Annotated in this window: 30 protein-coding genes and 1 other RNA gene; 16 read left to right on the top strand and 15 right to left on the bottom strand. The window is 33.1% G+C overall.

Annotated features, from left to right (window positions below):
- Nucleotides 1-42 precede the first annotated feature (42 nt).
- From Q0800_RS08680 to Q0800_RS08665, 4 genes are all read left to right on the top strand, one after another.
- Entirely contained in the window at nucleotides 43-660 is a 618-nt protein-coding gene (locus tag Q0800_RS08680; RefSeq protein WP_299128953.1) for a thioredoxin family protein, read from the top strand.
- Between the two features lie 119 nt (nucleotides 661-779).
- Nucleotides 780-1,097 carry a rhodanese-like domain-containing protein gene (locus Q0800_RS08675; protein WP_299128950.1) on the top strand — a complete coding sequence of 106 codons (318 nt, stop codon included), beginning with the start codon at nucleotides 780-782 and terminating at the stop codon, nucleotides 1,095-1,097.
- Between the two features lie 16 nt (nucleotides 1,098-1,113).
- The gene (locus Q0800_RS08670) at nucleotides 1,114-1,524 is read left to right on the top strand and encodes a rhodanese-like domain-containing protein (protein WP_299128949.1); all 411 of its coding nucleotides are present in this window, start codon (nucleotides 1,114-1,116) and stop codon (nucleotides 1,522-1,524) included.
- Between the two features lie 143 nt (nucleotides 1,525-1,667).
- The gene (locus Q0800_RS08665) at nucleotides 1,668-3,647 is read left to right on the top strand and encodes a cytochrome c biogenesis protein CcdA (protein ID WP_299128948.1); all 1,980 of its coding nucleotides are present in this window, start codon (nucleotides 1,668-1,670) and stop codon (nucleotides 3,645-3,647) included.
- A 1-nt stretch (nucleotide 3,648) separates the two neighbouring features.
- Here Q0800_RS08665 and Q0800_RS08660 read toward each other — a convergent pair whose 3' ends face one another.
- The 6 genes from Q0800_RS08660 to ssrA all read right to left on the bottom strand — a co-directional run bounded on the left by Q0800_RS08660 (nucleotide 3,649) and on the right by ssrA (nucleotide 7,636).
- Entirely contained in the window at nucleotides 3,649-4,377 is a 729-nt protein-coding gene (locus Q0800_RS08660; protein WP_299128947.1) for a nitroreductase family protein, read from the bottom strand.
- A gap of 13 nt (nucleotides 4,378-4,390) precedes the next feature.
- Nucleotides 4,391-4,633: a hypothetical protein gene (locus tag Q0800_RS08655; protein ID WP_299128946.1), complete on the bottom strand. Its 243-nt coding sequence runs from the start codon at nucleotides 4,631-4,633 to the stop codon at nucleotides 4,391-4,393.
- The gene (msrA, locus tag Q0800_RS08650; protein WP_299128945.1) at nucleotides 4,626-5,168 is read right to left on the bottom strand and encodes a peptide-methionine (S)-S-oxide reductase MsrA; all 543 of its coding nucleotides are present in this window, start codon (nucleotides 5,166-5,168) and stop codon (nucleotides 4,626-4,628) included. Before msrA ends, Q0800_RS08655 begins: the two co-directional genes overlap by 8 nt.
- Complete coding sequence (gene msrB / locus Q0800_RS08645; RefSeq protein ID WP_299128944.1) at nucleotides 5,168-5,620, bottom strand: peptide-methionine (R)-S-oxide reductase MsrB; 453 nt, start codon at nucleotides 5,618-5,620, stop codon at nucleotides 5,168-5,170. The genes msrA and msrB overlap by 1 nt, the downstream gene beginning before the upstream one ends.
- Nucleotides 5,621-6,076: 456 nt before the next feature.
- Complete coding sequence (locus Q0800_RS08640) at nucleotides 6,077-7,135, bottom strand: DUF6252 family protein (protein WP_299128942.1); 1,059 nt, start codon at nucleotides 7,133-7,135, stop codon at nucleotides 6,077-6,079.
- Nucleotides 7,136-7,240: 105 nt separating this feature from the next.
- Nucleotides 7,241-7,636: a transfer-messenger RNA gene (gene ssrA / locus Q0800_RS08635) on the bottom strand.
- Nucleotides 7,637-7,639: 3 nt separating this feature from the next.
- Here ssrA and Q0800_RS08630 point away from each other — a divergent pair.
- The gene (locus Q0800_RS08630; protein WP_299128941.1) at nucleotides 7,640-7,885 is read left to right on the top strand and encodes a hypothetical protein; all 246 of its coding nucleotides are present in this window, start codon (nucleotides 7,640-7,642) and stop codon (nucleotides 7,883-7,885) included.
- A gap of 156 nt (nucleotides 7,886-8,041) precedes the next feature.
- Nucleotides 8,042-9,247 carry an NAD(P)-dependent oxidoreductase gene (locus tag Q0800_RS08625; RefSeq protein ID WP_299128939.1) on the top strand — a complete coding sequence of 402 codons (1,206 nt, stop codon included), beginning with the start codon at nucleotides 8,042-8,044 and terminating at the stop codon, nucleotides 9,245-9,247.
- Nucleotides 9,248-9,310: 63 nt separating this feature from the next.
- On the opposite strand, the gene Q0800_RS08620 is transcribed toward Q0800_RS08625, so the two are convergent.
- The 7 genes from Q0800_RS08620 to Q0800_RS08590 all read right to left on the bottom strand — a co-directional run bounded on the left by Q0800_RS08620 (nucleotide 9,311) and on the right by Q0800_RS08590 (nucleotide 13,211).
- On the bottom strand, nucleotides 9,311-9,799 hold the full coding sequence (locus Q0800_RS08620) for a hypothetical protein (RefSeq protein ID WP_299128937.1): 489 nt from the start codon (nucleotides 9,797-9,799) through the stop codon (nucleotides 9,311-9,313).
- Nucleotides 9,800-9,878: 79 nt separating this feature from the next.
- Complete coding sequence (locus Q0800_RS08615) at nucleotides 9,879-10,571, bottom strand: DUF1361 domain-containing protein (protein WP_299128935.1); 693 nt, start codon at nucleotides 10,569-10,571, stop codon at nucleotides 9,879-9,881.
- Nucleotides 10,534-10,932: a DUF2809 domain-containing protein gene (locus Q0800_RS08610; protein WP_299128933.1), complete on the bottom strand. Its 399-nt coding sequence runs from the start codon at nucleotides 10,930-10,932 to the stop codon at nucleotides 10,534-10,536. The genes Q0800_RS08615 and Q0800_RS08610 overlap by 38 nt, the downstream gene beginning before the upstream one ends.
- 11 nt (nucleotides 10,933-10,943) lie before the next feature.
- Nucleotides 10,944-11,558 carry an ElyC/SanA/YdcF family protein gene (locus tag Q0800_RS08605; RefSeq protein WP_299128931.1) on the bottom strand — a complete coding sequence of 205 codons (615 nt, stop codon included), beginning with the start codon at nucleotides 11,556-11,558 and terminating at the stop codon, nucleotides 10,944-10,946.
- A complete protein-coding gene (locus Q0800_RS08600) occupies nucleotides 11,555-12,073 on the bottom strand; it encodes a hypothetical protein (RefSeq protein ID WP_299128929.1) in 519 nt (172 codons plus the stop codon). The genes Q0800_RS08605 and Q0800_RS08600 overlap by 4 nt, the downstream gene beginning before the upstream one ends.
- A gap of 138 nt (nucleotides 12,074-12,211) precedes the next feature.
- Complete coding sequence (locus tag Q0800_RS08595; protein ID WP_299128927.1) at nucleotides 12,212-12,505, bottom strand: transcriptional regulator; 294 nt, start codon at nucleotides 12,503-12,505, stop codon at nucleotides 12,212-12,214.
- Between the two features lie 97 nt (nucleotides 12,506-12,602).
- A complete protein-coding gene (locus Q0800_RS08590; protein WP_299128925.1) occupies nucleotides 12,603-13,211 on the bottom strand; it encodes a hypothetical protein in 609 nt (202 codons plus the stop codon).
- A 159-nt stretch (nucleotides 13,212-13,370) separates the two neighbouring features.
- On the opposite strand from Q0800_RS08590, the gene Q0800_RS08585 reads away from it, so the two are divergent.
- The gene (locus Q0800_RS08585) at nucleotides 13,371-13,715 is read left to right on the top strand and encodes a hypothetical protein (RefSeq protein WP_299128923.1); all 345 of its coding nucleotides are present in this window, start codon (nucleotides 13,371-13,373) and stop codon (nucleotides 13,713-13,715) included.
- A 113-nt stretch (nucleotides 13,716-13,828) separates the two neighbouring features.
- On the top strand, nucleotides 13,829-14,230 hold the full coding sequence (locus tag Q0800_RS08580; RefSeq protein WP_366518836.1) for a DUF1801 domain-containing protein: 402 nt from the start codon (nucleotides 13,829-13,831) through the stop codon (nucleotides 14,228-14,230).
- Here the strand turns inward: Q0800_RS08580 and kdsA are convergent.
- On the bottom strand, nucleotides 14,220-15,062 hold the full coding sequence (gene kdsA, locus Q0800_RS08575) for a 3-deoxy-8-phosphooctulonate synthase (RefSeq protein WP_299128951.1): 843 nt from the start codon (nucleotides 15,060-15,062) through the stop codon (nucleotides 14,220-14,222). The genes Q0800_RS08580 and kdsA overlap by 11 nt on opposite strands.
- A gap of 578 nt (nucleotides 15,063-15,640) precedes the next feature.
- Here kdsA and typA point away from each other — a divergent pair.
- From typA to Q0800_RS08535, 8 genes are all read left to right on the top strand, one after another.
- Complete coding sequence (typA, locus tag Q0800_RS08570) at nucleotides 15,641-17,440, top strand: translational GTPase TypA (RefSeq protein WP_299128921.1); 1,800 nt, start codon at nucleotides 15,641-15,643, stop codon at nucleotides 17,438-17,440.
- A gap of 32 nt (nucleotides 17,441-17,472) precedes the next feature.
- The gene (locus Q0800_RS08565; protein ID WP_299128920.1) at nucleotides 17,473-17,667 is read left to right on the top strand and encodes a hypothetical protein; all 195 of its coding nucleotides are present in this window, start codon (nucleotides 17,473-17,475) and stop codon (nucleotides 17,665-17,667) included.
- A 6-nt stretch (nucleotides 17,668-17,673) separates the two neighbouring features.
- A complete protein-coding gene (locus tag Q0800_RS08560) occupies nucleotides 17,674-19,056 on the top strand; it encodes a class I SAM-dependent methyltransferase (RefSeq protein WP_299128919.1) in 1,383 nt (460 codons plus the stop codon).
- A gap of 34 nt (nucleotides 19,057-19,090) precedes the next feature.
- Nucleotides 19,091-20,563: a hypothetical protein gene (locus Q0800_RS08555; protein ID WP_299128918.1), complete on the top strand. Its 1,473-nt coding sequence runs from the start codon at nucleotides 19,091-19,093 to the stop codon at nucleotides 20,561-20,563.
- Nucleotides 20,564-20,633: 70 nt separating this feature from the next.
- Entirely contained in the window at nucleotides 20,634-21,581 is a 948-nt protein-coding gene (locus Q0800_RS08550; RefSeq protein WP_299128917.1) for a FemAB family protein, read from the top strand.
- Nucleotides 21,578-22,687 carry a DegT/DnrJ/EryC1/StrS family aminotransferase gene (locus Q0800_RS08545; protein ID WP_299128916.1) on the top strand — a complete coding sequence of 370 codons (1,110 nt, stop codon included), beginning with the start codon at nucleotides 21,578-21,580 and terminating at the stop codon, nucleotides 22,685-22,687. The genes Q0800_RS08550 and Q0800_RS08545 overlap by 4 nt, the downstream gene beginning before the upstream one ends.
- Nucleotides 22,688-23,995, top strand: a complete 1,308-nt coding sequence (locus tag Q0800_RS08540; protein ID WP_299128915.1) for an O-antigen translocase — start codon at nucleotides 22,688-22,690, stop codon at nucleotides 23,993-23,995.
- 11 nt (nucleotides 23,996-24,006) lie between these two features.
- Nucleotides 24,007-25,299: an O-antigen translocase gene (locus Q0800_RS08535; RefSeq protein WP_299128914.1), complete on the top strand. Its 1,293-nt coding sequence runs from the start codon at nucleotides 24,007-24,009 to the stop codon at nucleotides 25,297-25,299.
- A 1-nt stretch (nucleotide 25,300) separates the two neighbouring features.
- Here Q0800_RS08535 and Q0800_RS08530 read toward each other — a convergent pair whose 3' ends face one another.
- Nucleotides 25,301-26,446, bottom strand: a complete 1,146-nt coding sequence (locus Q0800_RS08530; RefSeq protein WP_299128913.1) for a glycosyltransferase — start codon at nucleotides 26,444-26,446, stop codon at nucleotides 25,301-25,303.
- Nucleotides 26,447-26,534: the final 88 nt, after the last annotated feature.

Below are 26,534 nucleotides of genomic sequence, written 5' to 3'. Positions count from 1 at the left end.
ATAGCGATAAATTTAAATTATAAACCAATATACAATAGAATGATGAAAACTTTAAGATTAGTTGCAGTATTGTTATTAGCAGTAACATTATCTGCCTTTACAATTAACAGTGATGATAAAGGCTATAATATAGGCGATATTGCTACAGACTTTAAATTAGAAAATATTGATGGTAACATGGTATCGCTAAGCGATTACAAAGATGCAAGAGGTTTTATTGTTATTTTTACTTGTAACACATGCCCTTATGCTGTTGCTTATGAAGATAGAATAGAAGCGCTTAACAAAAAGTATGCAGATAAAGGTTACCCAGTCATTGCCATTATGCCAAACGATACTGAGGTTAAGCCAGGTGATAATATGGAAGCTATGCAGGCAAGGGCTAAAGCTAAAGGATTTACGTTTCCTTATCTTATGGATGAAGGCCAAGAAGTTTATCCACAATATGGCGCAACCAAAACACCTCATGTTTATGTGTTGCAGAAAACTAAAAAAGGTAACGAAGTAAAATATATTGGAGCCATAGATGATAATTATAAAGATGCTTCAGCAGTTAAACAAAAATATACCGAAAACGCAGTTGATGCTTTGCTAAACGGAAAAACCATAGATACACCTCAAACAAGAGCTATAGGTTGTTCTATTAAAGTAAAAAGTTAATAGCTAAGTTTTTAAGAAACTTATAAATGTTAAAAAATGAATCCGGAGTGTAACACTTCGGATTTTTTTACGTCTATATCATAAAGAAATGTTAATTTTGTTTATCACAATAGTACTAAATGGCAGATTTATCACAAAAAGATTGGACAAAAAAACTTAAGGAAGACAATAATGCTGTGGTTTTGGATGTTAGAACAGCACTAGAAGTTGAAGAGGGTATTATTCCAGGTGCACTTCATATAGATATTTATAGAGGTGAAGGTTTTGTTGAAGATATTCAAAAATTAGATACAACAAAAAACTATTACGTGTATTGTAGATCTGGTGGAAGAAGTAGCCAGGCTTGTGCTGTAATGCATCAGTTAGGGTTTAAAAATGCTTACAATTTGTTAGGCGGTTTTAGCGAGTGGCAGGGAGAAGTCGCTCAGATTAATTGAGATAAAAATTATCAGAATGAAAAAACTAAATCTATTAGTGTGTCTTTTATTGACGCTTTTTATGTTTACCAGTTGTTTAGAGTCTGGCTCAAAACAGACTGAAATAAGACTAGTCACCGCAGATGAAATGGAGTCTATTTTACAAGTTGAGGATGTGCAATTGGTAGATGTGAGAAGCCCAGAAGAATTTGAAGAAATCCATTTAACAAATGCACAAAATATAGATTTTAATTCACCTACTTTTGATGATGATATTACTAGGTTAGACAAAGAAAAACCTGTTATCCTTTACTGCAAGGGTGGTATTACAAGTGCAAAATGTGCTAAAAAACTAAAAGATGCAGGATTTAAAAAGATATATGATTTAGAAGGAGGGCTTTCTAAATGGCAACACTCTAATAGGATTAGAGTTGAAGTAAAATCTTAGGTTGTAATATTTAAACTATAGAACCGAACATGTTAATGTTCGGTTTTTTTATTTGTGTAAATAACGTATGTTTTTATAAATTGGGTCACTCTTAAGAATTAATAAAAATACATCTATTACATTTGTGTTTTAACATGTAAAATATGGCGCTTAAAAAAGGACTTCTTTATTGTTTATTGTTAGTGTGTTTTTCTTTTACTTTACAAGCTCAGATATTAGAGCCCGTAAAGTGGAAATCTGAAGTAGAAAAAATTTCTGATACTGAGTTCAACCTTATATTTAAAGCCCAGATTGATGATGGTTGGTATATTTATTCGCAAAATAAAATTGATGAAGACGGATTTGCACCTGTTACTTATTTTGATTTTGTAGATGCAGGTAAAGCGTACACGTTAGAAGGTGGAACATCCGAGCCTGATGTAAAGCCTATTTTTGACGATATTTTTGAAGAAAACGTTGTTAAGTTTAAGGAAAAAGCAATGTTTAAGCAGAGGGTTAAAGTTCTTAAACCAAATTTAAAACGTATTGAAGTTTATGTAGAATATCAAACCTGTGATAGTGCTAAATGCATACCAGGTGATCATACGTTTAATTTATCTTTAGATGGATCTACTATTGAAAAAACTAAAATAGTTATTGATGAACGCAGTAAGCAACTATCAAAAGCGTTAGATCTCAATGTTACAGGTTGGGATAAATACCAAGAACAAAATGTAGAAGAAAAAAGTAATCTTACCATTTTCTTTTTAGGATTTTTAGGGGGCTTAATTGCATTACTTACACCTTGTGTTTTTCCTATGATACCTCTAACAGTTTCTTTCTTTACAAAAAGTTCTAAAGATTCTAAAAAAGGTTTGTTCAATTCTATTTTGTATGGTTTTTTTATTTTTTTAATATATGCTTTATTAAGTATTCCGTTTCATGTATTAGATTCTTTAGATCCTGGTATTTTAAATAATATTTCAACAAATGTTACCCTTAACATTATATTCTTCGTCATATTTGTAGCATTTGCTTTTTCGTTTTTTGGCTACTATGAGTTAACGTTGCCTCAATCTTGGAGTGCAGCAATGGATAGTAAGGCAAATAAAATAGGTGGTTTTATAGGTGTGTTTTTTATGGCATTAACCTTAGCTATTGTTTCTTTTTCGTGCACAGGTCCTATTTTAGGAACTTTACTGGGAAGTTCTTTGACGGCAGATGGTGGAGCTACGCAGTTAACTATGGGTATGAGTGGTTTTGGTTTAGCATTAGCATTACCTTTTACATTGTTTGCAATGTTCCCAAAATGGCTCAATTCTTTACCAAAGTCTGGTGGGTGGTTAAACACAGTTAAAGTTGTTTTAGGATTTATTGAGCTAGCCTTAGCACTTAAATTTCTGTCCAATGCAGATTTAGTTGAACATTGGGGATTTTTAAAGCGTGAAATATTTATAGGACTGTGGATTATAATTGGGATTGGATTGGTGCTTTATCTTTTTGGTAAAATAAAATTTCCGCATGATGGCCCACTTCAGAAATTCAGTAAAGGCAGAGTAACAACAGGTATTTTAGTAGTTGCGTTTGTGGTTTACTTAATACCCGGATTAACCAATACAAAATGGGCAAATTTAAAATTGTTGAGTGGTTTTCCGCCGCCAATGTTTTATAGTTTGTATGATAAGGCGTCTGAGTGTCCGTTAGATCTCAATTGCAGTAAGGATTTAGAAGAAGGCATTGCTTTGGCCAAAGCAGAAGGTAAACCAATTCTTTTAGATTTTACAGGGTGGGCTTGTGTTAATTGTAGAAAAATGGAGGAGCAGGTTTGGAGTGCTACTGATGTATATGAAATGCTTCAAAATAATTATATTATTATTTCACTTTATGTAGATGATAAAAAAGAATTACCTACGGTTGAACAATTTCAATATTTAAGAGCCAATGGTACTTTAAAAACTATTGAAACTATAGGCGATAAATGGGGAACATTACAGACTATAAATTTCAAAAATAATTCGCAACCTTATTATGTTTTAATTAATCATAATATGGAATTATTGAATGTTACAAACGCTTATGAACCCAATGCCGATGTGTATTTAGAATGGCTTAAAATAGGGTTAGAGAATTTTAATAAAAATTAAATTAAACCTCAAAATACACCTCCTCAAATGGCACTCTAAAGCGAGAGCCGTAGATACCCTTACCGTCTCGGATACCACAGCCGATAACCATATTAATTTCGGCACCTCTGGGTAATCCTAGTATTTGTTTAACTCTTAAGGTATCACTACCTTCCATAGGGCAGGTGTCGTAACCAATGGCTGCCATACTTATCATAAAGTTTTGAGCTGCTAAACCAGCACTTTTATGGGCTACAATACGCATATCACTTTGACGTGTTTGCCTGTATATGGGCTTAAACAAGCCTACGATCTGAAATACGAAATACTTTATATAACCTAGGATACCAAAAAAATCTGTGTAGATGGTTGGGATTAATTTTTTATAATAATTAGTAGCCATCTTTTTGTGTTTTAAGTCGCGTTCGCTTAGTTTTTCCTTGCTATACACTTTATTAAGAAAATCAATATTAACTTTTGCTCGTTTTCGCCATAGATCCTTTCGTGATACAATAATAACGAGTTGTTGTGCTGTTTTAGCAGCACTTTGGTTAAAACAGGCCTCTGCCAAATGTTTTAATTTAGCTTTATCGGTTACATGGTAAAATTCCCAAAGCTGAAGGTTACTGCTTGTTGGTGCTAATGAGGCGTTAACTAGGCATTGTTTTACTTTTTCTGTTTCGATTTGCTCGTCCTTATAAACTCTAGTTGACCTGCGATAGGCAATGGCTTCTGAAACTGATTTTTCCATAATCAAGTGTGTTTTATCCAAATATGGCGTAGTGTAATTTATCACCAATTAAATAGCCACAGCCTAAAACTAGCGGATAGCCTATAAACAACCATAAATAGTTAACTAATGAGATTAGTTTAAATGCATCAGCACCTTCATTAGTGAGTAGATTTATAAAATCGTACCAAGAATTTACACCTAATTTCACGATGATGGCATTAGCGACTATGGCAATTATAAGTATAGTTAAGCCAATAATGTAAATTCTAAGCATTTTTTAATTTATCTGCATGTAGTTTACGAAGTTTGGCGAGTTTAGGGTCAATCACAAAATTACAGTAACCGTAATCAGGATTATTTTTATAAAAATCTTGATGCTCTTTTTCGGCGTCGTAAAACGTAACAGCTTCAGAAAGTTCTGTAACTATTGGGTTCTCATAATACTTCACCAATTCGTTAATTACTGCTTCGGCAATTTCTTTTTGTGTTTCATCATGATAATATATGACCGAACGATATTGTGTGCCACGATCTGAGCCTTGTCTATTTAAGGTTGTTGGGTCATGGGTTGTCATAAAAATGATCAAAATATCTTGGTACGAAATTACATTAGCATCAAAGGTGACTTGTACTACTTCGGCATGTCCTGTTAAACCTGAGCATATTTCTCTATATGTTGGTCTGCCAGGTACATGTCCACCTGTATAGCCAGAAACTACTTTCTCTACGCCTTTTACTTCTTCAAATACAGCTTCTGTACACCAAAAGCAGCCTCCGCCAATCGTGGCAATTTTTAAGCTTTTAGTCATTAGGAGTTTTCAGTTTCTAAAGTCATAGATTCAGAATTAATACAATAGCGTAATCCGCTCGGTTCTGGACCATCTGGGAATATATGTCCTAAATGCGCATCGCAAGTATTACACATTACTTCTACGCGTACCATGCCAAAAGACGAGTCTTTTTCGTACTTAATGGCATTCTCCTTAATAGGCTGTGTAAAACTCGGCCAGCCTGTACCGGAGCTAAATTTAATCGTAGAATCAAATAAGGGAGTGTCACAACACACACAGTTGTATAGACCTTCATCATAAATGCTACATAGTGCACCACTGTGAGCGCGTTCTGTACCTTTTTGTCTTGTAATTCTATATTGTTCTGGAGTTAATTGAGACCTCCATTCTGCTTCTGTCTTTTCAACACGTCTATCTGGTGTTGGGTTTCCGTTTACGGAAAAGTTGATAACATCTTTCCAAGTTAGCATACTGTTGTTTCCTTTCTTTCTGTGAGTTAATATCTGATAATATGCTTTTAGTTACAAAGATAGTTGTAAAAACAGCCAAATAATTACAAACTACTTTGCTTCTTATATTAAACAATGTTTTAACTTATTGTGAAATAAGTTATAGCAACTGCCACTATTAACACAATTAATACGGTTGTAACAAACGTTACCATTCTTTTAGTTATTTTATCTTTTTGAAAAAGATAATCTCTTCGCTCTTCATTAGTGTCTTTAATAAATTTCATCTTTGATTTTCTTTTAAGGTTCTCTTCAATATAATGATTATAGGTGATTTATTAAAGCCTAGAGCCTAGTTTAACAAAGCTATATGAGAATTCCTTAATAGATGTTAAAACAAAAAAGGATAGTTTCTTTGTTTCTATAACTCTAAATATAGTATGAGTAAAAAAATAAATAGTCTATAGTTTAAACCTATTAAAAGTAGGAGAGACAGAAGCTACCTTCAGTCACCGTATAAGATTCTGGTGTAGCACCCTCAAAATCTGCGTTAAATTCAAAGGTGCCCATTACAAAGCCTAAATCTCTATTATGCGCAGTAATAGTAACACTTCCACTGGCATGATAATAATAATCTGAATTAGCCGTGTACCCAGCTCTAGGTAATTGAGGTATCATGCCAAAGTTATACGTGCCTGGTAAGGTATTACGATGAAAAGTAAAGTCCATATTTTCGCTAACATCTTGGTTTAGTAATACAAACCCAAACCATTCAGCCTCTTGGTTAACATAAGGAATAATCTGTGTGTCTTCAAATTCTTCTCCATCTACCAATGCAAAAAATTCATTATCTTTAATTAATGGAATATTAATAAAAACACCATTTACAAATGCTTTTGTCTCGTCATTTTTTTTGCCAGTAAAATTAAATGTTCCAGATACCTTAAGATTAGAATAGTTGAGTTCTGAAATTGTAATTTCACCCATACTTTGCTCACTGTCCGTTGCGGTATCCCAACTTTCATTTAAAGTAGCGTTAGGGATGTAGCGAGCAGTATTCATTTCATTATTTACATCAGGTATACCAAATTGATAGGTGCCTTCATCTGTTTCGTTAAGTATTAATTCAAAAACCTTGTTATCTCTTCTTCCAGTAATTGTGAGTGCACCATAGCTGAGGTGCGCTTCTGCCGAGAGTGCTGTGTAGGTGTCATTATCAAAATCAACTTTGAAAAAAGAATTTGTTTCACAATTATTCAATTGATCAATAAGTGCTAATGAGTTATATCCTGTATCTGGGCAAGATAATAATTGCTGTTCTAGAGCAGCTCTATAGTTTGAGCAGTTATCGATAAAATTACCTGAGTCTGAATTTAAAAAGTCATTACGAGCAACTTCAGTTAATTCGCTTGCAATGGTACAGGATAATTCGCCATCAGTGATTATTGGGCCTTCGTAAGGTTCATTATTGCAACTGCAAGTCATTATTACCAAAATGAAACTACTAAATAATACTATAGATTTTGATGTAATCATTGCTTTGTCAATTGACCCCTCTAAGATAGTGATAAAATAAAAAGCTCAAACAAGAAAAATTTGCTGAGCTTCTTATGCTTAAAATCGCAACAGAGTTGCGTTTAGTGGTGGAGTCGGAGAGAATCGAACTCTCGTCCAAACAAGTAACCAAAGAGCTTTCTACACGCTTAGTCTATTCTTAGGTTTTCGATAATAAGCTGGTTAAAGACAACCTACTTATCACTTAGCTTCTTTATCTCGAAAGGGCATCAAAGCACTACCCAATCTTAGTCAATTTTTACGATGCTCTTTAAAGAAACGCCACTGACCATGGCTTTTCGGGAACATTTAGCCTTTCTACCTAGTAGAAATGAGCATGAATCTTACTATAATTCAGATTATGCAGCTAAAGCGTAGTTATTCTCGCCGTTTAAAATTTGGTCTAGCCTTTTACGTGTATCAATGCCATTACACGACGTGCTTACCATTTAATTTATCTCGCTGTCAAAACCAGTCGACCCCTTAATGAGACTGCAAATTTTTAATTTGCTTAGTCAAATTAACCCTGAACTTGTTTCAGGGTCTCATCTTTTAAATGGTGTTTTTAGCGTTACATTTTACTTATACCTGCAAGGTTTAAAAAAAAACCTGCCAGGACAGCAGAATGCCGGGCTTTCACTACTCGCTTCCGTCGAAAAAGACGGAGAGCTCAAACATGCCGTTCAATCCCTAACGCACTTTACCAATGTCGTTTTCAATAAACAATGGTAAATTTCAAGACCGCAAACTTACAAAAAAAGTTGTGCAACCTCTTAAATCCAATTATTTTAGTGCAAATATTATTCCATTTTGAAGTCGACGTTGAAGTCGAAGTCGAAAATAAATCCCTTTAGCTATCGGGAAAAAATCAAGCAAAATAAATTTTCTATGAAATTCGCCATTATAAAAGAACGCAAAAACCCACCAGACCGACGCGTTGTGTTTTCACCTGAAACCTTAGCGGAAGCAAGAGCAAGTTTTCCTGAAGCTAAATTTGTGGTAGAATCTTCGGGCATAAGGGTGTTTTCTGATGAGGCTTATGCCAAACTTGGATTTGAGGTGAGTGACGATGTGTCAGATGCTGATGTAATGATAGGCGTCAAGGAAGTTCCTGTAGAACACTTAATACCCAATAAAAAGTATTTTTATTTCTCTCATACCATTAAAAAGCAGCCTTATAATCGTAAATTATTAAAGGCTATGTTAGAGAAGCATATTGAGATGTACGATCATGAAACTATTGTAAATAAAGAAGGGTTTAGACTCATTGGTTTTGGTCGCTATGCAGGATTAGTTGGTGCTTATAATGGATTTAGAGCGTTGGGTCTACGAGATGGTTTGTTTAATTTACCTAAGGTAGAAACCCTAGCAGACTTAACTGCACTGAAAGCTCAGTTAAATAAAATTACTATTCCTAATATTAAAATCTTACTTACAGGAACAGGAAAGGTAGCACATGGTGCAAAAGAAATTTTAGACCATTTAGGGATTAAAGAAATTAGTGATGCTTTGTATCTAACTTCTAAATTTACCGAACCTGTATACGTTATGGCGGATGTTATGGAATATGCTAAGCGCTCTGACGGAAAAGTAGGCAATAAGTGGGAGTTTTATAAAGACCCTGCAGGTTATGAGAGTAATTTTATGCCTTATGCAAAACAAACCGATTACTTTATTGCAGGGCATTTCTATGGTAATAATGCACCTTACTTATTTACTAGAGAAGATGCTAAACATCCAGATTTCAAAATCAACTTAGTTGCTGATATTTCATGTGATATCGATGGTCCTGTGGCGAGTACAATTCGCCCTTCTACAATAGCAGATCCATTTTATGGGTATCATCCACAAACGGAACAAGAAGTTGCCTTTGATGCCAAAGATGCTATTACGGTTATGGCAGTGGATAATTTACCTTGTGAGTTGCCTAAAGATGCTAGCGAAGGTTTTGGTGAAACTTTTGTAGAGCATGTGATACCTGCATTTTTTAATGGAGATGAAAAAGGCATCTTAAAACGTGCTAGAATTACTACTGAAGATGGTAAACTTACTGAGCGCTTTAACTATCTTCAGGATTATGTGGATGGGAATTAAATAAGCTCTCCTAAAGATGTTAAGGAAAGCTTTTGTTTAATGTTTTTAAAATAAATAGTGTTACTAGTCCACAGATATCAGTATACCAGACCACTGCCCTGCTATATCGGTGCCATCTTGTGCTGTAAGATTAAAAGTAAATGATGTTGTCTCACCTTCAATTTCAATAACAACAGTACCTTCCATTGGAGTGTAATCGAACGTGTTATTAACAAATATTTCTGAAAACACAAAAGTAAATTCCTCCCTTTCTGAAGCATAACTATAAGTTCCGGCTACAAGTCCATCAGCTGAATTTGTATTGAGGTCAAAGTAAACAAGAGTGTTATCGTCAGCCGACAAAAATTCTACATCCCAATCAAAACTACCGTCTGGGTTACCTCCAAACGAGTCTAATGTGCCAAGTCCATCTAACTCATAAACAGTACCTCCAATTGACACCTGATTATTAATTGTAACACCTCCATTATTGTTGTCGTCATCGCTGTCACAAGATTGAAAGGTTATTGCTACTGTAGCAACAAAAAGAATTGAATAAGCTAATTTTTTCATAGTTTAAAATTGATTTGATTTAGCGGTAAATATAAGGCTCGTATAGTGAAAAGACAACCAAAATAATAATTGCCTATTCTTAGTTTTTCTTAATAAATTGAAAGTGTTTGTTGTTCTCAAAATTATTAAGATTACTATGTATTAGATACCCAACAATTAGAAATCCACCAAATCCAATGGTAAATAACCAAGCGTCTGAATGTTGAAAAGGCGATAATAATATTGCAAAAATATCAGAAATTAGTGTAAATGGTTTACTAATGATTTCCCAAGAATTATACCTTAGAAATCGACCAAGATAAACGCCAAAACCACAAAGAAATATGATGATGATTGATAGGGTTTCAATCGGAATTCTACTGAATTTTGATGTAATCAACTTTTTCATATCCAATAGCGATAGATAGAAGAGGAGCAACCCTGTTAAAGCAAAAGATAATACAACCAAAATGTCTAACCATAAGAGCGTATCATTGCCAAATCTAAGGTGTATTAGGTCCGTAACTATATATGGCGAATTTGGTAAAAAGACCAGCCAAACTAAAAACCAAATTCCTAATTTATACTTGTTAATATTAGCCTTAGTATTTAAATACATGGTTATGGTGTAAGGAATAATAGCCAAGAAAACATTCCAAACAAGAAAAAGGTAGAAAAAAGACTTGTTAAGTTTAATGCGCACTACTAAAGCAACAACACTGAATGTTAGTGCTATAAAAACTAAGGACAATGTCTTAAATTTTGATTGTATTAGTGTTTTTATACTTTTCATAATATTGTTCTATTAAAATTACAGTTAATACTCCGAGTGTGTAGGCCATAATATCTCCAAACTGAAATGTGCTACCAAAAATTAGTTTGGCCGTAGAGCTGTTTTGTAAATTAAAAAGGCTTAAAAACGTGGTGAGTTGTAGCAATTCAATGCCATAGGTAATTAAGAGGACAACCAAAGCTGAGGCTCTCACACTCAAATTGGTACATCCTCTAAAAATTGCATATAGTAGTATAACTACGAGATAATCGCCAAAAGTGTAGCGAATAAAACCTGTTTTTATAATGAAAGCGATAGCTAATTCAATTAAAAATATAGAATGTGCTAAGGCGAGATAATATTTGTTGAATTGTATTTTCATGACTGGTCGCATTATGGGATAGATATAGGCTCACCTAAAAACTTGGGCTGAACATTAAAAACTAAATCAAGACTGGCTTTAGAGCGTGCCAAATATTCCCTAAAATGGCTTTTATAAACATCTTTAGCATTAAAACCTACGGATTTAATATCGTAATGATTGGCAATATAAATGGCACGTTGGTTATGGAATTCTTGAGAGATGAAAGTGATGGAGGTTTGACCAAATATTTCTTTAGCCCTAACCACAGAATCTAGCGTACTAAAACCTGCATAATCAAGGAAAATGTGGTCTTCGGGAATACCTTTTGCTATTAAATCATTTTTAAAGTTAGAAGGTTCATCGTAATCTTTTCTACCGTTATCACCACTTACAAGAATATATTTAATTTTTCGGGCATTGTATAACTTAACAGCTGCATCGATTCTATACGTATAGAAGAGATTGATATTGCCGCTTGCGGTATATTTTCCAGTACCAAGGATGAGTCCAACTTTGTTTTTAGGAATGGATGAGATATCGTCGTATGCGAGATGGTTAGTTTTAAAGCTAATCCAATGATAAGTTGTGAAAACACCTAATAGTATTAAAACACTTATTAATATTACTATTTTTAGTTGTTTCATAAGGCTTTTATATTGAGGTTAAATAGTTCTGACTTAGAAAATATGGCTTGTCTAAAGTCATTAATAGATACGTATAAAAGTTTCTTACAGTCGTACTGATGAAAAGGATTAGCACGTTTCCCTGTTTTATAAGATTGGTAGTAGTAATTATAATAATCTGGTAATATAGCTACACCAAGAATAATGGCACCATATAAGTAAGGGCTGCGTTTACCGTTGCCATAACAAAGACATTGCAGAGCAATTTCATCTTCTACTTTGGTACTGTATCCGCAGAGTACATGATAGCAATCATGGCGTTCAACTTTAGGAATGAGCTCAAAATTGTTTTGATCTAAAAACTCACCTAGATGTCGACCAAAGGTTGGATGTGGTAATTTGAGTAAATCAGTACGAGTAAGATTCCAACTCTCATGATTTTTAAATAATGACGTGTATATGCGCTGAGAATGGTCAAACAACCAAATAATGAGTTGTTTTCTTAATGTTGTGATATAATTAAATAGGTGGCTCATGGCAGATGGGATTGATTTGGTTCAACCTGCCTGTCCGGCAGGCAGGCGGCAAAATTTTTAATGATAATATTTAAAGTACTTTGAAAATCAAAGTAAATGATTAAAAAAATAGAGTATGGTTTTATTATCATAATGCAATTATGTTTTCTTAATAAGTTTTTCTAAAGCTTCAATATGCTTTTTAAATTCGGCTTTACCGAGTTTGGTTGCGCTGTATCTTGTGTTAGGCTTACGGCCAATAAATTGTTTTTCTACTAAAATGTATTCCGCTTTTTCTAGGGCTTTTGTATGGCTTGCCAAATTGCCGTCAGTAGCTCCCAGTAATCCCTTTAATGTGTTAAAATCGGCATATTCATTTACCATTAGAATAGACATAATGCCAAGTCGTATCCTATGGTCAAAAAGTTTGTTTATGTTGGTGATGATGCTCAACTTAGTCGTTTAGTCGTTTAGTCGTTTAGTCGTTTTGCTTTGCGTCTCTGCGTCTTTGCGAGTAATTCAAAATTCAATTTCAACTTAGAATTCGAGTTCAAGTCCTATCATATTTAAAGTGCATAATACTACCATAAATAATATGCATTATTCCAAATCCAACAACCCAAAACCAAAAACCATAAGCAGGCAAAAATGCGCATATTAATCCTAAAATAATTTCTGTATAGCCTAAATATCTAATATCACCTAAACTATATTTAGAAGCATTAACTAAAGCCAGTCCATAAAAAATTAGCATTAATGCCGCAGTATTGCCATATACTCCTTGATTTAGTTTAATAAGAATATATATCCCGCCAGTTATTAAAGGAATAAGAAAATTAAATAATAAGCGTTTTGAAGAGTTGTCCCAAACTTTTTCTCCATTCTTTTTCGCTTTTCGGGTTGTTAATAATATACCAGTTCCAACACTGAAAATAGCAACACCTATTAAAATAGCAAAACATATTTTATAAACAGGCCCATCTAAAATAAGATAGCCTCTTGCTGAGTTATCAACAATGTAATAAGCAACCGCTGCGCCAATCAAGGCATATATACCAGCAAGGACACCAGATAAGCCACTTAACGACATAAAACGAGACGATTTATTTATTAAATTTTTAATCTCGCTGATGTCTTTTAAATAATCTTGATCACTCATAACTAAAGTACTTTGAAATACAAAGTAAAAGAATTTATTTCATTCTAACAAAATTATTTTAGAATATATTGACTAAATTTATGAACTCGAAGTTGAAGTTGAAGAAACCTTTGTAACAAAACAGAAACAAAGACTACCTATTATTAAAATTACATAACTATGATTGGATTATTATTGACAATAGCACAAATCTCTGGCGGAATTTTACTCGGATTAGCCACCTTAGATAAATGGGATGGCGAGAGCAACTTTTTTAATAAAATTGCTGGTGTATTGGCGCCTTTTCAAACGTTTATTGGTGTTGCGCTTGTGGTGCTTCCGATATTAAAGTTTAGTTTAATAGGTATTGTGAGCATTTTGGGTGGTATATTATTACTGACACACGTTTTTGGTAAAGTGCCTGCTTTAGAAAGCTCCCTAAGAAAACTTTCCAGTAAGTTGATGCCTTTTAAAGCAATTATTGGTATTGCGATTTTAGTTTTGGGAATTTTGAGGTTGTTTTGAGTATTTCTCACAAAGTCGCTTAGTTGTATAGATTAGCAAAAGTGAATTCACAACGTGTAACTAAATTTGTGTCTTAGTTAAATAAAAAAAACTTTGCGTCTCAGCGCCTTGGCGTGAAGGAAAATCATATGAATCCAGCCGAAGCCTACATCCTAAAGCAACCAGAACCTTATAAATCTATTTTGCTGCAGCTTCAAGCTATTATTGAAGCAGTAGCTCCTGATAGCGAATTACTATTTAAATGGAAAATTCCATTCTATTACAATAATGATATTCCATTATGCTTTCTTAATCAATCTAAGGATTATGTAGATTTAGCCTTTTGGCATTACGAGCAAATGGACAAGTTCACTGAACATTTTGTGAATGCTAACCGTAAATCTATTAGGTCATTACGCTATAAATCTGTTGAAGATATTAATGACGATGCCATTGTTTATGTTTTAGAGAAACAATTGGAAATCAATACCAATCCGTTTAAACTCATTCTAAAACCTAAGCGCTCTAAAACGTAGAAACCAGTTTTCTAATAGCCACCAAATTGGTTAATAAACCTTCCAAATTATCTAAGTGCAACATATTGGCACCATCACTCTTAGCATTTGAAGGATCATAATGTGTTTCTATAAATAAGCCATCTACATTATTTACAATTCCGGCTCTGGCAATGGTTTCAATCATGTCTGGTCGCCCACCAGTAACACCAATTGTTTGATTAGGTTGTTGCAGTGAGTGTGTTACATCCAAAACAGTTGGCGCATATTGACGCATGGTTGGGATGCCTCTAAAATCTACAATCATATCTTGGTAGCCAAACATGGTACCTCTATCTGTAATCCAAGCTTGGTTGCTGAGCGCAGTCGAAGTATCATTTCCTGCATCTTTTACTTTTTGTACCGCATGTTTCATAGCTTCAGGGCTCATAAATTGCCCTTTCTTTAAGTTAACAACTTTACCTGTTTTGGCGGCAGCAACCACCAAGTCGGTTTGCCTTACTAAGAATGCTGGTATTTGTAATACATCTACGAATTCTGCAGCCATTGAAGCGTCTGAGGCTTCATGGATATCTGTAACCGTAGGCACATCAAAAGTTTCAGAAACTCTTCTTAGAATTTTTAAGGCTTTTTCATTACCAATACCAGTAAAACTATCAATTCTACTTCGATTAGCTTTTTTAAAACTACCTTTAAAAACGTACGGAATTTTAAGTTTATCGGTAATACTTATAACCCTTTCAGCAATGCGCAAGGCCATGTCTTCACCTTCAATGGCACAAGGACCGCAAAGCAAAAAAAAGTTATTAGAATCTGTATGTTTTAATTTAGGAATAGCAATCAAAATATTAATCTTAAAATTAGATTACAAAGATAGTATTTTAAAATACCTTCTTAATACTATTTCGCACAATCCAAAGAGACATTACAAAATTTGCAACAACCAAGATGCCACCATAAAATAAAAGACGTTTTGCAGGTTGTGACCAATTCACAATATTCAGAACATTAAATAAATAGGCAAATATGAGATAAGAGGATAAGCATACAAATACAATACCTAATGAAAAATTAAGATTTCTATTGGGCTTAATCAATTGCCATAAAAACGGGACGGCAAATAAAAGAATGGGATATGCCGTAAGCCCCTCGCTTCTATTTAATAACGTAAACCAATAAATTGTTACCGATATAAAGTAGAGGTAGGGAACAAATTTTGTGTACTTGCTAATTATGTTCATTTTACTGATTTCTAGTTGTTAAAAAAAATTAAATCAACATGTCGTTTCCTTGAATATATACGTTTGGTGTTATCTCGTTGCGTAACCTAAAAATACAAACCGAAAAGGCCTAATCCTTAAATAATAACATATAATTAACGCAATGCCGATTATTAGATGTACCTTTGCGCGCTTAAAATCAGCATCAGTTATGACAAAGATTAAGAACATTGCAATCATTGCTCACGTCGATCACGGAAAGACCACTTTGGTAGATAAAATAATGTACCACTGCCAGTTATTTAGAGATAACGAGAATACCGGAGATCTCATTCTAGACAATAACGATTTAGAACGCGAGCGTGGAATTACCATTACCTCTAAAAACGTTTCAGTAGTTTACAAGGATACAAAGATTAATATTATTGATACTCCTGGTCACGCGGATTTTGGTGGTGAGGTAGAGCGTGTTTTAAATATGGCTGATGGTGTTTGTTTACTTGTAGATGCCTTTGAAGGACCTATGCCTCAAACACGTTTCGTATTGCAGAAAGCTATTGATTTAGGTCTAAAGCCTTGTGTTGTTATAAACAAGGTCGATAAAGAAAATTGTACTCCAGATGAAGTGCACGAGAAGGTGTTTGATTTAATGTTTGAACTAGGTGCAGAGGAGTGGCAGTTAGATTTCCCAACAGTATATGGTTCTGCCAAACAAAATTGGATGAGCGAAGACTGGGAAAACCCAACCGATAATATTGAGCCTTTATTAGATATGGTGATTGCGCATATCCCAGAACCAAAAATTGAAGAAGGTACAACGCAGATGCTAATTACATCTTTAGATTTTTCTTCATTCACAGGTCGTATAGCTATAGGACGATTAACAAGAGGAACATTAAAAGCTAATCAGCAGATTTCTTTAGTAAAAAGAGATGGTTCCATTATAAAAAGTAAAATTAAAGAGCTACATACGTTTGAAGGGCTAGGGCGTAAAAAGGTAGATGAAGTGCAAACGGGTGATATATGTGCTATCGTTGGTTTAGAAGGCTTTGAAATCGGTGATACCGTTGCGGATATTGAAAATCCTGAAGGTTTAAAAACCATAGCTATAGATGAGCCAACCATGAGTATGTTGTTTACCATTAATGATAGTCCATTTTTTGGTAAAGATGGTAAATTTGTAACGTCTCGTCATATAAAAGAACGTTTAACCAAAGAGCTAGAAAAGAACTTAGCATTACGAGTTGAAGACACGAATAGTGCAGACAAATTTATGGTATTTGGTCGTGGTGTACTGCATTTATCTGTGCTTATAGAAACGATGCGAAGAGAGGGTTATGAACTTCAGATTGGACAGCCGCAAGTTATAATTAAAGAAATAGATGGAGTAAAGTGTGAGCCTTTTGAAGAAATGACCATTGATTTACCAGAACACGTATCTGGTAAAGCCATAGAGATGGTGACCATGCGTAAAGGTGAAATGATTAGTATGGAGGCTAAGGGCGATCGTATGGTTTGCGAATTTATTGTTCCATCTCGTGGAATAATAGGGTTACGTAACCAATTATTAACAGCTACTGCTGGCGAGGCTATTATGGCTCACCGTTTTAAAGAATATCAGCCTTTAAAAGGTGGTATTCCGGAGCGCCAAAATGGTTCTTTAGTATCTATGGAAAACGGTCAGGCAATTCCGTATTCTATTGATAAGTTGCAAGATAGAGGTAAGTTTTTTGTAGATCCAGGTGAGGATATTTACGAGGGTCAGGTCATTGGCGAAAACTCTCGTGGAGATGATATGGTGGTTAATGTTACTAAGACTAAAAAGTTAAGTAATGTTAGGTCTTCTGGTGCAGATGACAAAGCAAAAATTGTTCCTGCTATTAAGTTTTCATTAGAAGAAGCGTTAGAATATATTCAGAAAGATGAATATGTTGAGGTAACGCCTAACCACTTAAGATTACGTAAGATTTTATTGAAGGAAGTGGATCGTAAGCGAAATAAATCTGTTTAATTTAAAGTTTTATATTTACAGAAACTATGGTAATGCATTTTCTTTATTTTGATCCAGGTCTAGGTGCTATGATTATTCAAACCATCATAGCCGCTGTGGCTGGTGTTATACTTTTTTCTAAAAACCTAATGTACAAAATCAAATTATTCTTAGGTTTGGCAAAAAAAGATAAAGATGATGTGTTTGATGATATCGATATTAAAGATTCTGATATAGATAATAACTAATACTAAGTGCAATCTAAAAACGCACATGCCTCGTCCTTTAGAGACCCATCGGGTTACGTTGTAATAGATGATAACGCTGTAAAACGTGTTATTAATCCTATTTATTTTAAACAATACAAAGCGCTGACTGAAACGGGTTTTTACCAAAACCTATTCAATAATGGTTTATTGATCCCACATAAGGAAATTTCAGCTAATGATGATCGTATTATTATCGAAGCTGAAAAAATACCATTTGTCACCTATCCTTACGAATGGAGTTTTAACATGTACAAAGAAGCTGCTTTGTTAACCTTAAAGCTTCAAAAATATAGCTTAGAAAAAGGATTTTCTTTAAAAGACGCTTCTTCTTTTAATGTGACGTTTTATAAAGGAAAAGCTATTTTTATTGATACCTTATCTTTTGATTTTTATATAGACAATTCTCCCTGGCGAGCGTATAAACAATTCATAACTCACTTTTTTGGCCCTTTAGTCCTAGCGCATTATCACGGCTCGCAGATGCTTAAGTTATTGAGCACTTTTATGGATGGCATACCTGTGAAAATGATAAGTTCTTTGTTGCCTACCAAAACAAAGCTAAGTCCAACGTTGTATTCAAACATTCATTTGTTGGCGAAGCTAGAGGATAAACATAATGAGGATTATAATGGTGAAGCTAAAATAGGCTCGCTCTCTAAGAAAGGGCAACTCAATATCATAGAAACGCTTTATGACTACATAAAAAAGCTTAAGTTAAAAGAACATTCAGAATGGGGAAATTATTACGATAAAACCAATTATTCTGACAGTGCCTTTGATGAAAAATCTAAGACTATAAACCAATGGGTTAATAAATTGCAACCAAAGACTGTAATTGATATAGGTGGTAATGACGGTACGTTTGTTAGAAAGTTACAACAGCCTTTAGAGTTAGCACTGGTTAGTGATATAGACAATAATGCAGTTGACTTTAATCATAAGACGATGAAAGTCAATAAAGAAACATTTATGCTACCATTTGCCCTAGATGTTTTAGCACCGACGCCGGCCATAGGATTAAATAATAAAGAGCGCGACTCGTTTTTAGATCGGATTACTGCGCTGGCACCAGATGTAACAATGGCTTTAGCTATAATTCATCATATTTCTTTATCTGGTAATGTGCCTTTTAAGCGTTCAGTAGAGTTTTTCAGTAAATTTTCAGAGCATCTTATTATTGAATTTCCAAGGCGAGACGATTCTTGGGTGCAGCGATTATTGAACAATAAAGCAGATTTTAAAGATCATTTTGATTTTTACAATCTTGAAAATTTTGTACATGCGTATTCAGAATTATTTGAAATTATTGAACAAAAGGCTATAAGTGATTCTAAAAGAGTTATTTTTCTAATGAAAAATAAACTGTAGTTATAACTTAATGATTCATAATTGTTAAACACGTATGGGCATAAAGAAAAGAATAACAAATTTTATTAATGGTGAAAAAGAAACACCACTATTGGCTGCTTTTATTAGTGGATTTATGCCAATGATATTTTTGTATTCAAATAATTATTGGGCAATTAATTCATTTGGTCATTTATTAGTTTTCATTTTAAGTTTCTTCGGTATATCCTTTGCTATTTACCTTTCAGTTTTTTATACAATGAAAGCTCTTGGTAAATCCAAAGAGCGACTGGCTCAAGCACTATTATTGATGTTACTTGGCTTTCTGTTTTTATTTTTATTACATAGCTTTTTTTTATCTCCAAAAAGAGGAATTGCTTTGGTTGTTGTTACTGTTTTTTTCGGTTATCTAGTTTGGTCAGAACCAAGGCAGAATTATAAAAAGCTGATTATTTTTCTTTTTATTTTTTCGAGTTTATCTTTTTTTAGAACATTAGTCCATATTTATGAAGATATGAAGCCAGACTATTGGTTAAAACAAAAAGATGACATCTTGAGTGCTAAATTTAAAGCGACGCCAAATATTTATCTCATTCAGCCAGATGGTTACGTCTCTGAAAGTGTTATGGAACAACCACCATATAATTTTAAAAGTGATTTGTATGATTGGTTAAAAACAAATGAATTTAAAGTTTATGATAGTTTCAGAAGTAATTATCCTGCAAGTTTAACTTCTAATGCGTCTTTGTTTGCAATGAAGCAACATCGATTTGCTAACATGTTATTTCCAGAAATTGAGATGGCAAATGCGAGAGAGGTTATATCCCAATCAAACCCTGTCGCTACAATTCTTAGTAAGAATAATTATAAAACTCATTTTATTGCAGAAGACGAATATTTTCAGCAAAACAAAAAGCAAGAAGCTTTTGATTATTTCAATATTGCAATAGATGATTTTCCATATAATAGTAAAGGAGATGATGAAATAAGAGATGTATTTTATGACTTTAGGGAGGTTTTAAATGTAGATGATTCGCACCCTAAATTTTTCTTTATAGAAAAACTTTTGCCACACCATGTCGGATTTGGTAAAACAGAAGCATCCGTTATTGAGGAACGTACTAATTATCTTCGGCGTATAAAAGACGTAAATTTATGGTTAAAAGAAATTATAAATTATATTTCTGATCGGGATAAAGACGGTATAATCATTATTCTTGCAGATCATGGTGGTTGGGTAGGTTTAAAAAGTTTTAATCATCTTTATTCTACGGAAGACTCAAGTTTAATCAAATCTACCTTTGGTAACATTGCCGCTATTAAATGGAGTGGATATTTAACATCTAATTATGATAAAGATTTAAGAACTAATGTCAACCTTTTTAGGGTGTTATTCGCAGTACTGAGTGACAATACGAAGTACCTTGAAAACTTGGAAGATGATTCTAGTTACAATGTTAAATTAAATAGTTTTGGGCTTAAAGGAGTTAGAAAACTTATTGATGATACTGGAAGAGTACAATTCTAAATTTTCAACCTATTTTTCATTCATTTGATATTACTTCAAATACTTTAGAAAATAAAACTATTTTTGATTAATGTCAAAATTCAATATAAAATCATATCACTCAGATTTTGAACAAGTTTGGAATGATTTTATTTCAAAGTCAAATACCGCAACATTTCTTTTTGACCGTAATTTTATGGACTATCATAGTGATCGTTTTGCTGATGCGTCCTTATTAGTTTATAAAAGTAACGGCTTAGTCGCTATTTGTCCTGCAAATACCACTGATGGTAAAGTTTATGCTCATCAAGGCTTAACCTATGGTGGATTTATTTTTACGAATGATTTAAGTAGTACAGAAAAAGGAGAAATCTCAAATGCAGTCGTTGACTATTTTAAGGCAGAAGGTATTGCAAACTTATTTATTAAAGGCATACCTTCATTTTATAACACCCAACACACTGAGGATGAAAAAAAATTACTTTTAACGCATGGTGCCAAAATATATCGACAAGATAAAGTTTTAGCAATCGATTATAGTAAGCCGTTTACCATTCATAAAACCAAACTCAAAAATTACAGAAAAAATAGTAGCAAAGGTTTTGTTATAGAACAAACCGATGATTTCTTACCGTTTTGGAATGACGTACTCATACCGAGACTAAAAGACAAGCACAATGCAAGTCCTGTACACAGTTTAAATGAAATAGAGTTGTTAGCCTCTAGATTTCCTAATAACATTAAACAATTCAATATTTATTTAGATAACGAAATTTTAGCAGGAATTACCATCTTTGATAAAGGCATGGTTGTTAAATCTCAATATGGAGCTACAACTAAACGTGGCGAAAAGGAGCGTGCTTTAGAGTATCTTTTTCTTCACTTAATATATAAATATAAAGATGAAGGAAAATCTTTTTTCTCTATGGGAACGGTTAGAGAAGACAATGCCTTGGGCTATAACGAAGGACTTTTAAAGCAAAAGGAAGAATTAGGTTGTGTTGTCTATTCCCAAGATTTTCATAGATTAGACCTGTGATAAAATTTTTAGACCTCCATAAAATAAACAACCGATTCCGAGATGAGTTTGAAGCAGCTTTTAGTAAGTGTTTGGAAGATACTCATTTTATTCTGGGAGAAAACGTTGCAAAATTCGAAGTTGAGTTTGCACAATACTGTGGCACAACATATTGTATTGGTACAGCCAACGGTTTAGATGCACTTACCCTAATTTTAAAAGGGTATATTGAACTTGGAAAACTTAAAAAAGGCGACAAAGTGATTGTGCCAGCAAATACATTTATAGCCACGGTATTATCGGTTTTACACGCAGAATTACAACCTGTTTTTGTAGAACCCAATCCGCATACTTACAACCTAGATGGTAAGCACTTAGAAACAACAATTAATGAAGATACAGATAATACCATTAAAGCTATTATAATGGTACATCTTTATGGGCAGCTAGCAGACTTAGAGGGTATTAATAAATTAGTAAAACGACATCAATTACTTTTAATTGAAGACGCAGCCCAAGCACACGGTGCTTTTTCTGAACTAGGTAAAGCCGGAGCTATTTCTAATGCCGCAGCGTTTAGTTTTTATCCCAGTAAAAATTTAGGGGCACTAGGTGATGGAGGAGCCATAACAACAAATGATAAACGCCTCCAAGAAACGGTAAAACTGTTACGTAATTATGGCAGCCATAAAAAGTACAAAAATGAACTTATTGGCCATAATAGTCGCTTAGATGATCTACAGGCGGCGTTTTTGCGCATTAAACTTAAAGCTTTAGAGGCCGATAATACTAAGCGAAGAGCTATTGCAAAGGCCTATATCAATGGTATAAACAACCCAAAACTTAAATTACCTTTTTACGATGGGTCAGAAAATCATGTGTTTTATGCATTTGTCGTAGAGGTAGAGGATAGAGAAGACTTTATAGGATTTTTGAATAAGAATGAAATACAATGGCTTATACATTATCCTATACCACCTCACCAACAAAAAGCGCTTAGTCAATTTTGTCACTTAAAATTGCCTGTAACAGAGCAAATTCACAAAAGAATTTTAAGTTTGCCTATGAGTCCTGTAATGACCACTGCAGAACTTAAAACTGTAATTTCTATTTTAAACACCTATTAATTGAAAAAATTCTTTCATTACATTAATAATGAAGTTCTTGTAAAAGCAGCGAGCTTAAAGACTCAAAACCTTAGCATTAAAATCATAGCTGGTATATTAATTTCAAAATTTATCGCCATGTTTATTGGGCCAGAAGGTATGGCACTCATAGGCAATTTAAGAAACTTTTACAGTACTATACAATCGCTTGCTATTGGCGGTTTGTACAATGGTGTTGTTAAGTTCATTGGTAGGTCTAAAGATAATGTTGTGGAGTTAACCAAAACAATATCAACCGTATTTTATTCAGGATTTTTCATTTCAATATTTTTGGCGTTTTTCTGTTATTATAAAGCAGAATTCATCAATGATTTAATTTTTACAAATAACAATTATGCTTATATCATAGAGATCTTAGCTATTGTATTACCCTTCTATGCGCTTAACATGTTCATTTTTTCTATAATGAACGGGTTTTCTAAGTATAGAATTCTTATTATAATAAACATTATAGGTCAAATATTAGGGCTTTTAGTGACTATGCTTTTAATATGGCAAAATAATATTGATGGTGCTTTGCTTTCAGTGGTTATTACACCAGCCTTAAATCTTTTAATTTCAATCACTGGAATTGCTTTTAGAAAGAATTTAATGAGTAATATACAAATTACAAGTATCAATTTTTCTGTGTTACGAAACTTAGGGCCTTATATGATTATGGCACTTGTTTCCTCTATTGCTTTGCCGATTGTGTATATAATTATAAGAAATTATTTAATTGCTGAGATAGGTATGAAAGAAGCAGGGTATTGGACTGCTATGACGCGTGTCTCAGATTACTATTTAATGTTTATAAACTCATTAGTAGCACTTTATATCTTACCTCGTTTTGGAGAAATTAATACCCATAAAGAATTTAGAAAGGAAATCTTTAGTTTTTATAAAACGATAATGCCGTTTTTTGCATTACTACTATTTATTGTTTATTTAACCAGATCTTATCTGGTTACGCTTCTTTTTACTGAGGAATTTAGACCTGTTGTGGATTTGTTTGGGTATCAAATACTAGGAGATGTTTTGCGGGTTATGGCTATGGTTATAGCTTATAAGTTTTTAGCAAAAAAGATGTTTTTACATTTTATCATTTTAGAGATTTTCTTATTTATTATAATGTACGTATCTAGTATTTATTTAATAGATGCTTTTGGACTTAAAGGCGTTGTAATGGGACATTTTGTTAGTTATTTGATGTATTTTTCTATAATATTACTAATATTTGGTAGTTCATTGTTTGGTGTATTAAATGATGAAGGTATAGATAACTTTTAACCCAATTTATAGTGAAGCTACCTAAGTTTATTAAAAATAATATTGTTTTAAAGATTACATCTTTAAACGCTGTTGTTATAACCATTAGGCTTATAGTTTCGGTATTTATACAGCGTTTATTGGCTGTTACCGTTGGGGAAGCTGGTATTGCAAGCATTGGTCAGTTAAGAAACGTATTGGTAATGCTAACCAGTACATCTACTTTGGGTACTTTTAACGGTATTGTTAAGTATGTAGCTGAGCAAAAAAAGGATAAGCCAGAGTTAGCTAAATTATTTTCAACAGTATCTGTTTTTATTTTTGTTGGAGGTTTAGTTTCTGCAATAATTCTATTTTTTGGTTCACAATTTTTTTCAGATTACTTATTTAATTCAGAAGATTATAGTTATCTCTTTAAGTTATTAGCTGTTATAATTCCTTTTATAGGCATAAATAGAGCGGTTTCGGGTGTTGTTAATGGGCTTTCGGATTATAAAAAATATGCAAAAATTGAACTGATTAGCTACCTTCTAGCAACTATAGCTATTTTAATTGGACTTTATACTTCTAAGCTTGATGGTGTTTTAATCGCAATTGCTTTAGCACCTGTAATACAGGTGTTAGTGCTGGTGTTTGTTTTTGGAAAAACGCTTAAGTCTCATGTAAATTTAAAGCAATTAAACTTTGTGCTTACATACAAGAACAAGCTCCTTGCATTCACGCTTATGTCTTTTGTATCCTCTTTTCTCTTAAGTTATGTAGAAATAAACATTAGGACTACCGTAACCAATTCAATAAGCGTGGAAGACGCAGGTTATTGGACTGCAGTTACGTTTATTTCAAAAAATTACATGGTGTTTGCTACAGGTTTATTTACGCTGTATGTAATACCAAAATTTGCTAATATCAACAATCAAACTGATTTTAAGAACGAGGTAATCAATATTTATAAAACAATTCTTCCAATTTTTGGAATTGGAATGTTGCTTGTTTACATTTTTAGAAATTTAATAATAGATATAATATATCCTAATTTCTTAGGTATGGAACCTCTTTTTAAATGGCAGTTGGTTGGTGATTTTATCCGATTATGTGCCCTGGTTTTATCCCATCAGTTTTTGGCAAAACGGCTTGTTAAAAGCTTTGTTATTACAGAAATAATATCTTTAATATTGTTTTATGTCCTTACGAAGCTATTCATTCCACTTTATGGTACAGAAGGGGTTGTTATGGCACATTTGGTGCGCTATATAATCTATTTTATAATTGTAATTTTTGTGGTTAGAGAATATTATAGAAAAACACCCTTACAACCAAATCGCTAAATTATTTCTTTGTATGCCACGTTTTAAGATAGTGTTGGGCAACGTTTATATAGTTATGATGTGCTTCTATAAATTGTCTAGCATTGTTTGATATTTCTATAATTTTAGAAGGGTTTTCAATAAGCCATGCTATTTTCTTAGCAATTTTATTAGCATCAGGTAAGGCATTTATTGCTACAGTATCTTCCTTAATATTATAATAATCTAACCATTCTTTTTCAGCACCTGTAAATACAACTTTACCTTTGGCCATGGCTTCTAAGGCATTATAGCCTTGGTCGTAGGCATATACTTGATCTAGAAATATATGCGCTTCACCATAGGATTTTATATAGTCTTTATAAGGTAAACTTCTAACGGTAATCACTTCTATTTTGTTTGCATATTTTTTCTCAATCAAACTTAGAGCTTCATCAAAATGATTATTTCCTTTCTTGTAATAATTACTATCATTAATACCATGAAATATAATAATCTTGTTTTCAATCTTAAGATTTGTAAATTTCATCTTATCCGTATTGATTGGATTAGGTATTAAGCCTAAGTACTTATCATGGTTCATGAGCGGTAAATGATAATCTAAATCTGATGCTATAACACCTTTTATATTCGCATAAACGTGCTTATGTAACATTCTAAATTCTGGCTTTAAATACTTTAAGCCATAGGTGCTTAAACCTTTAATATCACTGCCGTTTTTATATGGCGTTAGAATAGAATATCTTAATTTTTCATCATAAGCAAATTTCACACTTATGTGATCTGTACCACAGGAAAGTAAATAAATATTATTATTGTTCCAATTAGAAATTAAATCAAATATGTCCTTTTCCATAGAGGCAGTGCAACCAAATGAAGTTTCATTTATAAATTGAACAACATCGTAATTGGTTAATCTACTTTGCAGCCTTTTTATTTGTAGCCTTACATTGATAGACTCAAGATCTATACCTCCAATTCTAAATATGAAATTTTTGAGCTTTCGTTTTAAACCTATTTGATATCTTTTTTTAATAAGAATATCAACATCGTATTTTTTAAAGCCATCATAAGCTGCTACAATTGTAACTTCATGTTTTAGGTGTTCTAATCCTTCTTTAAGCGAATTATGAAGTCTACTATATTCACCAACGAGTAAGATTTTCATGCTGTAGTAAATGTGGTTGTTTTAAAATGTATTTTACAATCTAACGGTCATTTATTTAAAACCAAAAGGTTTTATTTATATCCTTACA

Source organism: uncultured Winogradskyella sp., from assembly GCF_937958655.1.
Lineage (GTDB): Bacteria > Bacteroidota > Bacteroidia > Flavobacteriales > Flavobacteriaceae > Winogradskyella.
Note: the sequence above shows the minus strand (reverse complement) of the source record. Positions and strands in the feature narration are given on the sequence as shown.